Source organism: Streptomyces sp. NPDC044704 (assembly GCF_056433525.1).
The window spans coordinates 71,362-85,829 of the sequence record NZ_JBWKGY010000013.1 but is presented as its reverse complement, the minus strand read 5'-3'; the positions used below and the strand labels follow the sequence as shown (position 1 = coordinate 85,829).

The window sequence follows — 14,468 nt, the reverse complement described above, 5'->3', positions numbered from 1 at the left end:
CGGAGGTGCGTCGGTGAGTACGGATCTGAACAATCCTTTCCGCACCAAATCGGTCGAGCAGTCGATCCGGGACACGGAGGAGCCGGAACACGCGCTCCGCAAATCGCTCTCGGCCTGGGACCTGACGGTCTTCGGTGTCGGTGTCATCATCGGCACGGGCATCTTCGTCCTCACGGGTATCGCAGCCCGGAACAACGCCGGACCCGCCACCGCGCTCTCCTTCGTGGTGGCGGGCGTCGTCTGCGCCCTCGCGGCCCTGTGCTACGCGGAGTTCGCGTCCACGGTGCCCGTGGCCGGGTCGGCGTACACCTTCGCGTACGCCTCCATCGGCGAGCTGCCCGCCTGGATCATCGGATGGGACCTGGTGCTGGAGTTCGCGCTGGGCACCGCCGTGGTGGCGGTCGGCTGGTCCGGGTACGTGCGCCACCTCATGCACACCAACCTGGGCTGGGACCTGCCCACCGCGCTGTCCGGACCCGATGCGGGCGGCACCTTCGACCTGCTGGCGTTCCTGCTGATCCTGGTGCTGACCGCCGTCCTGGTCGTCGGGACGAAGCTGTCGGCCAGGATCACCGCGATCGTCGTCGCCATCAAGGTCACCGTGGTGATGCTGGTCATCATCGCGGGCCTGTTCTTCATCAAGGCCGACAACTACTCCCCGTTCGTCCCGCCGGCGCAGCCGCAGGAAGCGGGAGGCGGCCTCCACGCACCACTGGTCCAGCTGCTCTTCGGCTACGCGCCCACCAACTTCGGCGTCATGGGCATCTTCACCGCGGCCTCGCTGATCTTCTTCGCCTTCATCGGCTTCGACGTCGTCGCGACGGCGGCCGAGGAGACCAGGAACCCGCAGCGGGACATGCCGCGCGGCATCCTCGGCTCGCTGGTGATCTGCACGGTGCTCTACGTCGCCGTCACACTGGTCGTCACCGGCATGCAGAAATACACCGAGATGTCACCGACGGCACCGCTCGCCGAGGCCTTCAAATCCGTCAACCAGCCGTTCTTCGCCGGCGCCATCAGCCTCGGCGCGTCCGTCGGGCTGATCACGGTGTGCATGATCCTGCTCCTCGGACAGACCCGCGTGTTCTTCGCGATGAGCCGAGACGGACTGCTGCCGCGCGTCTTCTCCGTCACCCACCCCAAGTACCGCACGCCCTACCGGGCGACCATCCTGCTCGGTGTGGTCATCGCGGTCCTCGCCGGCTTCACCAGCCTGGAGAAGCTCGCGGAGCTGGTGAACATCGGCACCCTGTTCGCCTTCGTGATCGTCGCCCTCGGCGTGATCATCTTGCGTCGGACCCGCCCCGACCTGCACCGGGCCTTCCGGACCCCGTGGGTGCCGTTCATCCCGATCGTGTCGATCGCGGCGTCGCTCTGGCTGATGCTGAACCTGCCCGCCGAGACCTGGATCCGCTTCGGCATCTGGATGGCGATCGGCATCGTCGTCTACTTCCTCTACAGCCGCAGCCACAGCCGGCTGGGCCGCACGGGCCGCGACGCGGAATTCTGACGGGCCGACGGGCCGGGCCGGCGGGCGGAGCCCGCGCCCTGCCCTACGAGGACGAGGAGGGTGACGGCTTGGGCGCCGGGGACTTGGCGCCCGGGCCGCCGCCCTTGGCGGGGGAGTCCTTCGCCGAGGCGGGGACCTTCTGGTCGGTGCGCAGCGCCTCCCACAGCTGGGAGGCCTGTGGCTCGGCCACGACCACCCGGTTGCGGTCCACCTTGTCGTAGGCCACGGGCAGCATGATGGTCTCCATCGTGGCCGGGTCCACGCCCTTCATGCTCTGCGCGAAGTCGGACAGCGCGGTGAGCGAGGCCAGATCGGAGTCGGTGGTCAGCGACTTGGTGCCGGCGTCCGCGAGCTTGTAGAGCCGGGCCGGGTTGCCGAGGGCGTCCTGCTTCTTGATCTCGGACAGCATGGCGAGCATGAACTGCTGCTGGAGGCCTATGCGTCCGAGGTCGCTGCCGTCGCCGTAGCCGTAGCGGGTCCGGACGAACTTCAGCGAGGCGGCGCCGTCCAGCCGGTGCGTGCCCGCGTCCAGCTTGAGACCGCCCTTCGCGCCCGTCATCGGCTGGTCGAGGGTGACGGTGACCCCGCCGAGCGCGTCCACCAGCCCCTTGAAGCCCGCGAAGTCGACCTCGACGAAGTGGTCCACGCGGATCCCCGACAGCTGCTCCACGGTCTTGACCACACAGGCCGGGCCGGCCAGCGAGTAGACCGAGTTGAACATGACCCGCTGGGCGGAAGGAACGTTTTTTCCGTCCTTGTCCTTGCACTCGGGCCGGGAGATCAGGGTGTCGCGGGGGATGCTCACCGCGGTGGCCCTGGCCCGGCCCTCGGGTATGTGCACCAGCATCGCGGTGTCGGAGCGGGCGCCGCTCACGTCGCCGTGGTCGAGGTCGCCGTTGGCCCCGGCCCGCGAGTCCGAGCCGAGCACGAGGACGTTCTGGGCGTTCTCGACCACCTTCGGCGGACGGTTGTCCGCGCCGATCGCCTGGTTCAGGTCGACGCTGTCGATGTTCCCGTTCAAGTGGCTGTACACCCACCAGCCGGTGCCGGCCGCGCCGAGGACCAGCACGGCCGCGCTCCAGGCCAGCACCCGCCGGATCCGGCTGCCGCGCGAACGGGGCGGGCGGGGCGCACGCCCGGAGGCCGCCCGGCCCTCCTGCGGCGTCGTCGTGGCGGTGCTGTCTGAAGTCATGCCCGGGGACCGGCCTTCCGAACGGGGTGCGGGAGTCTCGCGGGCTACAAGATAAGCGCAGGAACGCGCCAGAAGGGCCCCGGGGTATCCTGAATCCGTTCGAGTGGTGAAGGGGAAGGGTTGCTGGCGGTCCATGGCAACGCGATCCACGCGCAAGGCAGGCAAATCGGCCGCCCACCGCGCACCCGCGCCGGGATCCGCAGCCGCCCCCGCACGTGACTGGGATTCCGTGGCCCTGGGCCCCCTCACCGGCCGCTGGGTCCTCGCCGGCCGGGACGGACGGCTCACCGCCTACGCGCGCACCGAGGGCGGACTGCTGCGCTGGACCGAGCGGACACCCGGCGGCCCCGCCTGGAGCGGCCCCGACCTGTTCCCCGCACCGGACCTGACCGACCTCACCGTGGGCCAAGGACCGGACGGGTACGCCCACTTCGTGGGCCGGCGCCGGCACCGGCCGCCCGACGGCGAGGGCGTCACCGTCACCTACCACCACGCGGTGCAGTACCAGACGGGCCGCCCGCTGGGCCCGTGGGAATCGCTCGGCACCCTCTACCGCAAGCCGGAGATGTCCCACCGGGGCGGACCGCCGAGCATCGCCGTGGACGCCCTGGGCGCACCCCACGTCTTCGTCCGCAACGCCGGCCGCGGGATCCACGTACGCCGCCAGGACAAGAAGGGCGCCTGGGGGGCCTGGGACGACCTGCGCGGCAGCAAGACCTTCGAAGGGACCTGCGCCGCCTCCACCGCCGAGGGCCGGGTCTGGTTCGCGGCCCCCGGCGAGAAGGGGATCTCGCTGTGGGCCCAGAGCGGCCCGGGCAGCCCCCTCGGACGGGCCGGGGACATCGCGTACCTCGCCCAGGACGGCTCGGTCGCCACCCTGGAGACGGCCCCCGGCCGCGTCACCCACTTCTGGCACGCGGCGGACGGCAGCGGCGTGTTCGCGTACCGCGAGGGCGCGGGCGTACTGGCCCTCGGCGGCGGGCCCGCCGCCGGGGCCGTGGCCGCCGCCCGCGCCGTGGTCGACGGTCACGACTGCACCGTGCTGGCCCACCGGACCGTCGGCGGCCGTACGGCACTCGCCGCGTACCCCACCGAGCACGAGGCCGCCGGGCTCTGGTGGACCGAGATCGGCGAGGAGGGCCTGGAGTCCCCGGCCCTCGCCGTCGACGGCCACGGGAGGGTGGTCGTCGCCACGATCAGCGCCCGCGGCGAACTCCTCGTGAACCGGCAGAAGGACGGCTCGGCCCTCTCACTGGGGCGCTGGCAGCGGTTCTGACGACCGCCGGGCACGCCCCTGCGGCGGGATGCTCTTCAGGCCGTGCCGGAGCACGGCCTGTGCGGAGATCCTCCGCAGGAAGTCCACCGAACGCTCCGCGGTGTCCGGGGTGATCCAGTCGTCGTCGATCTCGCACAGCTCCACCCGCACCGGCGAACCGGCCAGCACGATGGGCAGGGTGTAGGCGACGGTGGACGCGAAGGTCAGCACGGACAGGCCGATGGGCTCGGTCAACGCGGTCAGTTCCAGGGGCAGTTCGGGGTGGACGATCTCCATGCCGGTGGCGGCGGCGATCCGGTCCAGTTTCGGCCGGTCCTCCCTGCGGTGGGCCAGGTACCGGCCCGCCCCGCGGCTGCCCGCGATCCAGGCGACGGCCTCGACGTACCGGTCCTCGTCGATGACTCCGGTCTCCACGAGGGAACTTCCCGCCAGGTCGGCCCCGGCCCGTACCCGCACCGGGCCGAAGGTCTCGCGGCTCCACGCGTACGTGTTGGCCCGGATCTCGGTGCCCGGCGGGGCCTCGACCGGCATGCAGGTGAAGAAGGTGGCGCGGGCCAGGCCCTCGCGGGCCAGCCAGCGGTTCACCGGGCCCCCCTTGGCGGACGGTCTCGCCCCGCCCTGGTGCCAGCGGGTCAGCTGCCGGCCGGACGTCAGCAGGCTGACGAGTTCCGTGGTGGCCGTGCCGTCGTCCACGACGACCACCTCGCCGGCCTTGGACCGCGGCAGCAGCAGCTGGATCGTACGGGAGAACAGGTCCCCGATCACCAGGCGTTCGGCTGCCGCGACCGCCCGGCCGAGCCGGAGCAGCTCCTGGGCCCGCTCCAGGTAGCCGGCGCGGACCTCGTAGCGCCGCCACGCCACCTGGGCCTGGGAAGCGAACCGGCACAGCCGGCGGACCTGCGCCCGGGAGCGCGGATCCGTCGGCTGGAGCACGGCGACGGTGAGGGACGCTGCCTCGCCCGGGTGGACGTGGGCCCACTCCAGGACGTTCAGTAGTTGAGCCGGGCTCTCCACCAGGGCGAGGGTGCCGCTCATGCCGAGGCCGTCACGCCCTCGGCGGCGAGGACGCCCTGGACGCGGCGGAGCTTCTTCATCGGAGCGATTTCGGAGTCGTAGACGCGCTTGACGCCGTCGCCGAGGGCCGTCTCGATGGTCCGGATGTCGCGCACCAGGCGGGTGAGGCCGCCCGGTTCGACGGAGGCGGCCTGGTCGGAGCCCCACATCGCACGGTCGAGGGTGATGTGCCGTTCCACGGCGCAGGCACCCATGGCGACGGCGGCGACGGTGGTCTGCAGGCCCGTCTCGTGCCCGGAGTAGCCGACGGGGACGTTCGGGTACGCCGCCTCCAGGCTGTTGATGACCCGCAGGTTCAGCTCCTCGGGCTTGGCCGGGTAGGTGGAGGTGGCGTGCAGCAGGACGATGTTCTCGCTGCCCAGCACCTCCACGGCGTGCCGGATCTGCTGGGGCGTGGACATGCCGGTGGACAGGATGACCGTCTTGCCCGTCGCGCGCAGGGCGAGGAGCAGTTCGTCGTCGGTGAGGGAGGCGGAGGCCACCTTGTGGGCGGGGACGTCGAACTTCTCCAGGAAGGCGACGGCCTCGGTGTCCCAGGGGGAGGCGAACCAGGCGATGCCGCGTTCGGCGCAGTGCGCGTCGATGGCGCGGTACTCGTCCTCGCCGAACTCCACCCGGTGGCGGTAGTCGATGTACGTCATCCGGCCCCAGGGGGTGTCCCGTTCGATGTCCCACTGGTCGCGGGGGGTGCATATCTCGGGGGTGCGCTTCTGGAACTTGACGGCGTCACAGCCCGCCTCGGCGGCCGCGTCGACGAGCGCCAGGGCGTTGGCGAGCTCGCCGTTGTGGTTGATCCCGATCTCGCCGATCACGTAGGTGGGCCGGCCCGTGCCGACCTCCTTGTTTCCGATGCGGCGGACGCGGCTGCTGTGTACCACTGTTCAGAGTTCCTTTCCGATGTGCTGCGGGGGTGCCGGCTGGGCCGGTACGTGCGGTGCGCGCTGTGGCGCGTCGAGGAGGGGGGCCAGGGCGCGGGCCCGGGCGAGGTCGCCGGGCTCGTCGATCTCGATGGCACGTTCGGGGGCCGTGGGGACGAGCTGGGTCCGGCCGAAGAAGCGGTGGCCGTGCCGGCGGAAGCCGTCGGCGCGCATGGCGTAGACGGCGCCCGACTCCAGGTACTCGGGCGTACGGTCCTGGCGGCGCTGGCGCACGGCGCTGTCGTGGTTGACGCCGTGCGCGCGGTGCCCGGGCCCGGCGGCGGGCCCGGTGCCCCACAGGAACCCGTGGAAGGGCACGGCGGTGAAGGCGGAGTCCGCGCCGTCCCGTACGACGGCCAGAACGGTCTCGTCGACTTCCTCGGCCGTGACGAAGGGGCTGGTGCACTGGACGAAGACCAGGACGCCGACGGGCTCCGCGTGCCGCTCCTCCAGCCGGTCCAGGGCGTGCAGCAGCGCGGATTCGCTGGAGGCCCGGTCGGAGCCCAGTTCCGCGGGGCGTTCGACGATCTCGGCGCCGGCGGCGCGGGCCGCGGCGGCGATCGCCGCGTCGTCGGTGGACACCACGACCCGGGTGACGTGCGCGGCGGCGCGGCAGGCCAGGACGGCCCGGGCGACCAGGGGCACTCCGCCGACCTCCGCGACGTTCTTGCCGGGGATGCCCTTGGAGCCGCCCCGGGCGGGTATGACGGCGGTGACGTTCACGAGGTTCTCCCCTGGGGGTGCCGGGTGTGGTGCGCGGGCGGGGCCGGTCATACGCCGCCCCACTGCTGGATCTTCGGGGCGACCCGCTGGACGCCGAACTGGTAGGCGACCTTCAGTACGCGGCGGGAGGTGCGCCGCATCGGGCCGGCCCGGCGGGTGACGGCTCCGGCGCCGGGGGAGCCGTCGGGGTCGAGGCCCCTGCGGCGCAGCAGCGTGCCGACGTATTCGGGGGCGCTGCCGGCCGTGTAGAAGGGGGTCACGGGCGGCAGCGGAATGCCCCACAATTCATCGATCCGGGCCCGGAGTTCCGCGTAGGGATCATCGGATCGAATTCCTTGGTCAGTTGTCCAGGATTCGTGGGCGAGAGGGGCCGCGCCCTCGTCTATGGCCGTCCAGTCGGTGACGCAGCCGGAGGCGGCGAAATAGTGGTTCCCGTGGATCTCGCGTATGCCGAGATCACTCAGGATCGCGGTCGGCATGCCGCGGTGCATCGATTCGAGTGCGGCCGTGGAACTGACCGTCACCAGCAGGTCGGTGCGGTCCAGGGTTTCCGACATGTTGCCGTACACGAAATGCAGGTTCGGGGGCAGGGGTTCTTCGAGCTGTTCGGCGAGGACCTGGTAGTGGTGTGCTTCCACGTGGGTGGTCGCCTCGCCCGGTCTGCTGCGGAGTTTGACGAGTACGTCGCGTCCCGGGCGCAGCCGTGCGTGGGATATCGCGCGGCGCAGCAGGTAGAGGCGGCCGTTTCGGTCGGCGGGTACCGAGGGCTGGACGGCGAAACACACCGTATAAGGGTGCCGGGCGTGGGTGCGGTTCGGGTCGTAGGGCCGCTGGTCGAGAAAGGGGAGTGCGGTCTGGACGATGCAGGAGGCGGGAATTCCCAGGGGTTCGTATATGTCGGTGAACCGGCGCCGGTCGAAAGGGCTGTTGGCGAGTACGATGTCGGCGCCCGCGCGCAGGAGCAGTCCGTCGGCCATTTTCTCGTAGACGACGCCCACGTATCCGGTCATGAGGATCGGCCGGCGCCGGGCGTTGCGGAAGCGGCGGGCCAGCGCGTGCAGCGCCGCGTGCGTCGCGCCGCCGACGGTGCCCAGGATGATCAGGTCCGCGCCGTCGAGTTCGGGTGCCGCCGCGAACCCGGCGAGGGTGGCTTCCGTGAGGGAGGCGGGGGTGATGCCGACCTCCGCGAGCTGGCGTGCCGTCGGCGTGCTGCGGCCGCGGAGCATGTGGGCGTGGACCTCGCTGCCCGGAGCCAGTCCCACCGCCAGTGCCGCCCCCCATTTCCAGCGGGTGTCGGAGTCTGCGAGCACGTGGATGCGCACTGGTGATTCCTGGTCGGTCGGTCGGGCCCAACTGCCGTCGGGATAGCCGCAGCTGGGCGCGGACACAGGGCGGATTGCCGCGCGGTCCGTTAGACCTTACATGCTGATCCGATCCTTACGTGTCACGAATAGGCCTCGGCGGGCAAGGGAGTTGTACGTCACACCGCGGTGGCCGTACGGGGCTTCCGAGTGGTTCTGTCATGATGGCGGCCTGTTACTTGAACGTAGACTGGAGGGTCGTGCGGGCGGCCCTTCCGGTGGCCTCGCGGGGAAGTGTGTCGAAAATGGGGAGATGGTGAGTGCCTCCGATGGTGACCCTTTCGGTAATCGTCGCGATGTGTGACGTCCGCGACTACTGCCGGACGGCGCTCAAGTCCTTGGTGCTGAATGCCCGGGAGGATTTCGAGTTCATCGTCGTGGACGACGGATCCACTGACGGGACCTCAGAGATCCTGCGCGAGATGGTGCCGCGCATTCCCGGCGCCGTACTGATGAGTAATCAGCAGAATCTGGGAATATCGGCCACCCGGAACATCGGCCTCGCGGCCGCCCGCGGACGGTTCTTCACCTTTCTCGACGGCGATGACTGGTACGCGCCCGGATACCTCGCGCAATTGGTCGGCTGGATGAGCCAGTCGGGCGTCGACTTCCTGCGCACCGGCCACGTCCGCGTCTACGGCAGAAAACGCAAGATCGTCATGGCGCCGCTCGCCCCCCGGGCCCTCCCGCTGAATCCCGCGGACTACATAGGCCCCGTCGACGCCTCGACCTTCATGGACTACCCGCAGTCCTGGGCCGGCGTCTACGACCGCCGCCGGCTCCTCGACGCCGGCGCGCTGTACTTCGACGAGAGGCTGAGGACCGCCGAGGACCGGCCCTGGTTCTACAAGCTGCACCTGCGGACCGCATCCTTCGGGGTCGTCGACCTCCACGGCATCTTCTACCGCCGTGACGTGTCCACTTCCCTCACCAAGGCCCCGGACGAGCGCCAGCTCGACTTCCTCCCCGCCTTCCGGCTCATTTTCCAGGAGCTGGCGCAACACCCCCGCGGATATGAACTGTCGTTCAAGGCGATGCGAACTCTGTGCGCCCTCATCGTCATTCACATGGACCGCGCCGAGTCCTACGAGGAAGTCACGCGGGGGCTCCTCATGGAACGCGGCGCCCAGATCCTGCGGGACCTCCCCCAGGACGTCCTCGAAGGAACTCTCGCGGGAATGGACTCCGGACGCGTGAACAAGCTCAGGGCACTGTTGTCCCGGCACCAGGGCGCCGCCGCCCGATGACCCGGATATTCGCCGCCTCCACCCTCTACGGCGCCATGACGGTGGCCGCCGCCATCGACGCCGGCCAGCTCGGCCAGGACGACCGCGAGCGCGTCCTGCTCGTCTGCAACAACGTCGAGATCCCCGAGGTCGCCACCCCGCTGCACCACATGCCCGGCGCCGCGGCCGTCCTCGCGCGCTTCCACCGCGTCGTCTACTGGAACGACCTGATCTACCCCTTCCACCCCGCGCTGTGGGCCCCCCGCGACGAGGACGCCCCGCTCTGGCGCACGGTCATGGCCGAGAAGATGGGCATCCGGCCCGGCCCCCTGGAACTCGTCGTCGAATCGATCCAGGTCAAACCCGCCCAGACCCTCTGCAAGATCTTCTCGGACGCCACGCTGGCCGTCTACGCCGACGGCCTGATGAGCTACGGACCCACCCGCAACGACCTGCCGCGCCAGATCCACGGCCGGATCGCGCAGGTCCTGTACCTGGACCTGGTCCCCACCCTGCTGCCCATGCTCCTCACCGAGTACGGCACCCCCTCGCAGCCCGTCCACACCGGAGCCGTCCTCAAACTGATGGCGGAGGTCACCGACGAGTGCAGGCCGATCCTCGACCGGGTCATCCCGCCCGCGCTCGCCCGGCGCGGCCCCGATACCGCCGTCCTCCTCGGCCAGTACCTCTCCCCGCTGGGCATCCTCACCGAGGAGGAAGAGGAGGAGCTGCACCTGCGCATGTTCACCCACGCCCTCCGGCTCGGCTACACCTCGGTGATCTTCAAACCGCACCCCAGCGCCCCCTCCAGCCTCGCCGACACCCTCGGCCTCGCCGCCCGGGAAGCGGGGGTCCCCTTCCTCGTCCTGGACGTGCCCGTCCTCGCCGAGACGGTCTTCGCGTACCTGAACCCCCGCCAGGTGATCGGCTGCTTCTCCACCGGCCTGTTCACCGCCCGCGCGCTCTACGGCATCCCCGTCGCGCAGATCGGCGCGCTGGAGGTCATCCGCAGGATGCGCCCGTACGCCAACAGCAACCGCATCCCCGCCACCCTCACCCACGCCCTGCTGCCCGACCTGGAGGCGCCGACCGGACCCCCGGCCGACCGGGTGCTGGACGTCGAGCACATCCGGGCCGAGGTCACCCCGTACGTCCAGGCCGTCGGCTACTGCATGCAGCCCAAGCGGTACGCCTTCCTGCGCCCGGTGGCCGAGGAGTACGTCGAGGCCGCCGTCGACCAGTGGGAGGGCCGCCCCGAGCTGTCCATGCACTTCAACGAGCGCACCCGGACCCGCCTGGACCTGCCCGGCCCGCGCACCTGGAAGTGGCGGCGCGGCAAGGGCTGGACCTTCCGCGGCGCCCGGGACCGCAACGAGGCGGACGACGTCCCCTTCACCGACATCACGCTCAGCGGCTTCGCCTCGCTCGTCGAGGCCAAGGACGACCGGGGCGTCCTGGAGGTCGGCGCCCGCCTCCTCGCCGAACACGAGAACCTCGACCTGCTCATCGGCATGGCCCAGGCCCACATCCGCCGCAAGGAGACCGACCAGGCCAAGCGGCGCCTGAAGCGCGCCGTGGAGATCTCCGCCGGCAGCGGGCGCGCCCTGGTGTGGCTGCGGATCGCCGAGACCGCCGCGAAACTCGGCAAGCCCGGCGACGAGCTGCGCCGTCAGGCCGCCCGGAAGGCGCTGAGCGTCAACCCCGACTCGCCCGCCGCCCAGCGCCTGGTCAAGAACGGCCGGACGGGCCGCAAGTGACACCCGGCCGGTCCGAGTGAACGCGAAGGGCCCGTCCGCACACGGTGCGGACGGGCCCTTCCTGCGTCCGGGGCGTTACGCCGGGACGCTCGCCACGCCGGGGGCGAGGAACTTCTTGCCGTTCACCCGCTCCGAGACGCCCTCACGGTCCAGGTACGGCGTCACGCCGCCCAGGTGGAAGGGCCAGCCGGCACCGGTGATGAGGCAGAGGTCGATGTCCTGGGCCTCGGCCACGACACCCTCCTCCAGCATCAGGCCGATCTCCTGCGCCACCGCGTCCAGGACGCGGTCGCGGACCTGCTCCTCGGTCAGGACGACGTCGCCCTGGACCAGGAGAGCGGCGACCTCGGGGTCCAGCTCCGGCTTGCCGGAATCGTAGACGTAGAAGCCGCGCTTGCCGGCCTTGACCACGGCCGCCAGGTTCGGGGAGACGGTGAAGCGGTCCGGGAAGGAGCGGTTCAGGGTCTCGGAGACGTGCAGACCGATCGCCGGTCCCACGAGCTCCAGCAGCACCAGCGGGGACATCGGCAGGCCGAGCGGCTCGATGGCCTTCTCCGCCGTGACCACCGGGGTGCCCTCGTCGATGACGTTCTGGATCTCGCCCATGAAGCGCGTCAGGATGCGGTTCACGACGAACGCCGGGGCGTCCTTGGTGAGGACCGCGGTCTTCTTCAGCTTCTTGGCGACACCGAAGGCCGTGGCCAGCGAGGCGTCGTCGGTCTGCTCACCGCGGACGATCTCCAGCAGCGGGAGGATCGCGACCGGGTTGAAGAAGTGGAAGCCGACCACGCGCTCCGGGTGCTGGAGCTTGGAGGCCATCTCCGACACCGACAGCGAGGAGGTGTTGGTGGCGAGGATCGCGTGCGCCGGGGCGACCGCCTCGACCTCCGCGAACACCTTCTGCTTGACGGACATCTCCTCGAACACGGCCTCGATGATGAAGTCCGCGTCCGCGAAGCCCTCGGCCTTGTCCAGGACACCGCTCACCAGGGCGGTCAGGCGGTTGGCCTTGTCCTGGTTGATGCGGCCCTTGCCGAGCAGCTTCTGGATCTCGGCGTGGACGTAGCCCACGCCCTTGTCCACGCGCTCCTGGTCGATGTCGGTGAGGACCACCGGCACCTCCAGGCGGCGCAGGAACAGCAGCGCCAGCTGCGAGGCCATCAGGCCCGCGCCGACGACGCCGACCTTGGTGACCGGACGGGCCAGCGACTTGTCCGGGGCACCGGCCGGGCGCTTGGCGCGCTTCTGGACCAGGTTGAAGGCGTAGATGCCCGAGCGCAGCTCGCCGCCCATGATGAGGTCCGCCAGCGCGGTGTCCTCGGCGTCGAAACCGGCCTGGAGGTCGCCGTCCTTGGCCGCGGCGATGATGTCCAGCGCGCGGTAGGCGGCCGGAGCGGCGCCGTGCACCTTGGAGTCCGCGATGAAGCGGCCCTTGGCGACGGCCGCGTCCCAGGCCTCGCCGCGGTCGATCTCGTCGCGGACGACCTCGGTGGTGCCGTTCAGGACGTTCGCGGTCCACAGGAGCGACTGCTCCAGGAAGTCCGCACCCTCGAACAAGGCGTCGGCGATGCCGAGCTCGAAGACCTGCTTGCCCTTGAGCTGGCGGTTCTGGTTGAGCGAGTTCTCGATGATCACCGAGACCGCGCGCTCCGCGCCGATCAGGTTCGGCAGGAGGGCGCAGCCGCCCCAGCCGGGAACCAGGCCGAGGAAGACCTCGGGCAGCGAGAAGGCGGGGATGGCCTTGGAGACGGTGCGGTAGGTGCAGTGCAGACCGACCTCGACGCCACCGCCCATCGCCGCGCCGTTGTAGTACGCGAAGGTCGGGACGGCCAGCGCCGAGAGGCGCTTGAAGACGTCGTGACCGCCCTTGCCGATGGCGAGCGCCTCGTCGTGCTGCTTCAGCAGCTCGACGCCCTTGAGGTCGGCGCCGACCGCGAAGATGAACGGCTTGCCGGTGATGCCCGCGCCGACGATGGAGCCCGCGAGGGCCTCCTGCTCGACCTGGTCGATCGCCGCGTTCAGGTTGGCGAGGGACTGCGGACCGAAGGTGGTCGGCTTGGTGTGGTCGAAGCCGTTGTCCAGCGTGACGAGCGCGAAGCGCCCGGCGCCGAACGGCAGGTCCAGGTGACGGACGTGCGCGGACGTGACGACCTCGTCCGGGAACAGCTCGGCCGCGCCCTTCAGGAGCTCAGCGGTGGTGCTCACTTGGAGTCTCCCTCGGCGTTGAAGTTCGGGTTCTCCCAGATGACCGTGGCGCCCATGCCGAAGCCGACGCACATGGTGGTCAGGCCGTAGCGGACGTGCGGCTGCTCCTCGAACTGGCGGGCCAGCTGCGTCATCAGACGGACGCCGGAGGAGGCGAGCGGGTGGCCGAACGCGATGGCGCCGCCGTACTGGTTCACGCGGGCGTCGTCGTCGGCGATGCCGTAGTGCTCCAGGAAGGCGAGCACCTGCACGGCGAAGGCTTCGTTGATCTCGAAGAGACCGATGTCCTCGATGGACAGACCGGCCTGCGCGAGGGCCTTCTCGGTGGCGGGGATCGGGCCGTAGCCCATGACCTCCGGCTCGACACCGGCGAAGGAGTACGCGACCAGGCGCATCTTGACCGGGAGGTTGTTCTCGCGGGCGAAGTCCTCGGACGCGATGATCGCGGCGGTGGCACCGTCGTTGAGACCGGCGGCGTTGCCCGCGGTGACCCGGCCGTGCGTACGGAACGGGGTCTTCAGGCCGGCCAGGTTCTCCAGCGTGGTGCCCGGGCGCATCGGCTCGTCGGTGGTGACCAGGCCCCAGCCCGTCTCACCGGCCGCCTCGTTGGTGTTGCGCACCGAGATCGGGACCAGGTCCTGCTGGATCTTGCCGTCGGCGTACGCCTTGGCGGCCTTCTCCTGCGAGCGCACGGCGTACTCGTCGGTGCGGAGCTTGGTGATCGCCGGGTACCGGTCGTGCAGGTTCTCGGCGGTCATGCCCATGAACAGGGCGGACTCGTCGACCAGCTTCTCGGAGACGAAGCGCGGGTTCGGGTCGACGCCCTCGCCCATGGGGTGACGGCCCATGTGCTCGACACCGCCGGCGAGGGCGACGTCGTAGGCACCGAAGGCCACACCGCCCGCGACGGCGGTCACGGCGGTCAGCGCGCCGGCGCACATGCGGTCGATGGAGTAGCCCGGGACGGACTGCGGGAGGCCCGCGAGGATTCCGGCCGTGCGGCCCAGCGTCAGGCCCTGGTCGCCGATCTGCGTGGTCGCGGCGATGGCGACCTCGTCGATCTTCGCGGGGTCCAGGTCCGGGTTGCGGCGCAGCAGCTCCCGGATCGCCTTGACGACGAGATCGTCGGCGCGGGTCTCGTTGTAGATGCCCTTCGGGCCCGCCTTGCCGAACGGGGTGCGGACGCCGTCGACGAAGACGACGTCCCTGACGGTACGAGGCACGTTG

The 14,468-nt window shown here is 70.6% G+C and carries 11 protein-coding genes; 4 read left to right on the top strand and 7 right to left on the bottom strand.

Annotated features, from left to right (window positions below; translation table 11 throughout):
* The first annotated feature begins 13 nt into the window (after nt 1–13).
* On the top strand, nt 14–1,510 hold the full coding sequence (locus AC07B0_RS27825) for an amino acid permease (RefSeq protein WP_356878056.1): 1,497 nt from the start codon (nt 14–16) through the stop codon (nt 1,508–1,510).
* Between the two features lie 43 nt (nt 1,511–1,553).
* Here AC07B0_RS27825 and AC07B0_RS27820 read toward each other — a convergent pair whose 3' ends face one another.
* Nucleotides 1,554–2,702: an LCP family protein gene (locus tag AC07B0_RS27820; RefSeq protein ID WP_356878055.1), complete on the bottom strand. Its 1,149-nt coding sequence runs from the start codon at nt 2,700–2,702 to the stop codon at nt 1,554–1,556.
* A gap of 133 nt (nt 2,703–2,835) precedes the next feature.
* Between AC07B0_RS27820 and AC07B0_RS27815 the strand changes: the two genes are divergently transcribed.
* On the top strand, nt 2,836–3,978 hold the full coding sequence (locus AC07B0_RS27815) for a PLL family lectin (protein ID WP_356878054.1): 1,143 nt from the start codon (nt 2,836–2,838) through the stop codon (nt 3,976–3,978).
* On the opposite strand, the gene AC07B0_RS27810 is transcribed toward AC07B0_RS27815, so the two are convergent.
* From AC07B0_RS27810 to AC07B0_RS27795, 4 genes are read right to left on the bottom strand one after another with little or no spacing between them, the layout of a single operon-like run.
* The gene (locus AC07B0_RS27810) at nt 3,952–5,013 is read right to left on the bottom strand and encodes a hypothetical protein (RefSeq protein WP_356878053.1); all 1,062 of its coding nucleotides are present in this window, start codon (nt 5,011–5,013) and stop codon (nt 3,952–3,954) included. The genes AC07B0_RS27815 and AC07B0_RS27810 overlap by 27 nt on opposite strands.
* Nucleotides 5,010–5,930, bottom strand: a complete 921-nt coding sequence (locus AC07B0_RS27805; RefSeq protein ID WP_356878052.1) for an N-acetylneuraminate synthase family protein — start codon at nt 5,928–5,930, stop codon at nt 5,010–5,012. Before AC07B0_RS27805 ends, AC07B0_RS27810 begins: the two co-directional genes overlap by 4 nt.
* A gap of 3 nt (nt 5,931–5,933) precedes the next feature.
* A complete protein-coding gene (locus tag AC07B0_RS27800; RefSeq protein ID WP_467296967.1) occupies nt 5,934–6,692 on the bottom strand; it encodes an acylneuraminate cytidylyltransferase family protein in 759 nt (252 codons plus the stop codon).
* A 47-nt stretch (nt 6,693–6,739) separates the two neighbouring features.
* On the bottom strand, nt 6,740–8,014 hold the full coding sequence (locus AC07B0_RS27795) for a DUF6716 putative glycosyltransferase (RefSeq protein WP_469379304.1): 1,275 nt from the start codon (nt 8,012–8,014) through the stop codon (nt 6,740–6,742).
* Nucleotides 8,015–8,322: 308 nt separating this feature from the next.
* Here AC07B0_RS27795 and AC07B0_RS27790 point away from each other — a divergent pair, with 308 nt between their 5' ends.
* Entirely contained in the window at nt 8,323–9,300 is a 978-nt protein-coding gene (locus AC07B0_RS27790) for a glycosyltransferase family 2 protein (RefSeq protein ID WP_478899140.1), read from the top strand.
* Complete coding sequence (locus tag AC07B0_RS27785) at nt 9,297–11,036, top strand: polysialyltransferase family glycosyltransferase (RefSeq protein WP_469379302.1); 1,740 nt, start codon at nt 9,297–9,299, stop codon at nt 11,034–11,036. The genes AC07B0_RS27790 and AC07B0_RS27785 overlap by 4 nt, the downstream gene beginning before the upstream one ends.
* Before the next feature lie 75 nt (nt 11,037–11,111).
* Here AC07B0_RS27785 and AC07B0_RS27780 read toward each other — a convergent pair whose 3' ends face one another.
* Nucleotides 11,112–13,241, bottom strand: coding sequence for a 3-hydroxyacyl-CoA dehydrogenase NAD-binding domain-containing protein (locus AC07B0_RS27780; RefSeq protein WP_478899139.1), 2,130 nt, complete (start codon nt 13,239–13,241; stop codon nt 11,112–11,114).
* Nucleotides 13,238–14,464 (bottom strand): thiolase family protein, encoded by a 1,227-nt coding sequence (locus tag AC07B0_RS27775; RefSeq protein WP_478899138.1) that lies wholly within the window; start codon nt 14,462–14,464, stop codon nt 13,238–13,240. Before AC07B0_RS27775 ends, AC07B0_RS27780 begins: the two co-directional genes overlap by 4 nt.
* Between the last annotated feature and the right edge of the window lie 4 nt (nt 14,465–14,468).

Coding starts and splice junctions, on each gene's coding strand:
- AC07B0_RS27810 (WP_356878053.1), bottom strand. CDS start 5,013: ATGAGCGGCACCCTCGCCCTGGTGGAGAGCCCGGCTCAACTACTGAAC.
- AC07B0_RS27785 (WP_469379302.1), top strand. CDS start 9,297: ATGACCCGGATATTCGCCGCCTCCACCCTCTACGGCGCCATGACGGTG.
- AC07B0_RS27820 (WP_356878055.1), bottom strand. CDS start 2,702: ATGACTTCAGACAGCACCGCCACGACGACGCCGCAGGAGGGCCGGGCG.
- AC07B0_RS27790 (WP_478899140.1), top strand. CDS start 8,323: ATGGTGACCCTTTCGGTAATCGTCGCGATGTGTGACGTCCGCGACTAC.
- AC07B0_RS27815 (WP_356878054.1), top strand. CDS start 2,836: ATGGCAACGCGATCCACGCGCAAGGCAGGCAAATCGGCCGCCCACCGC.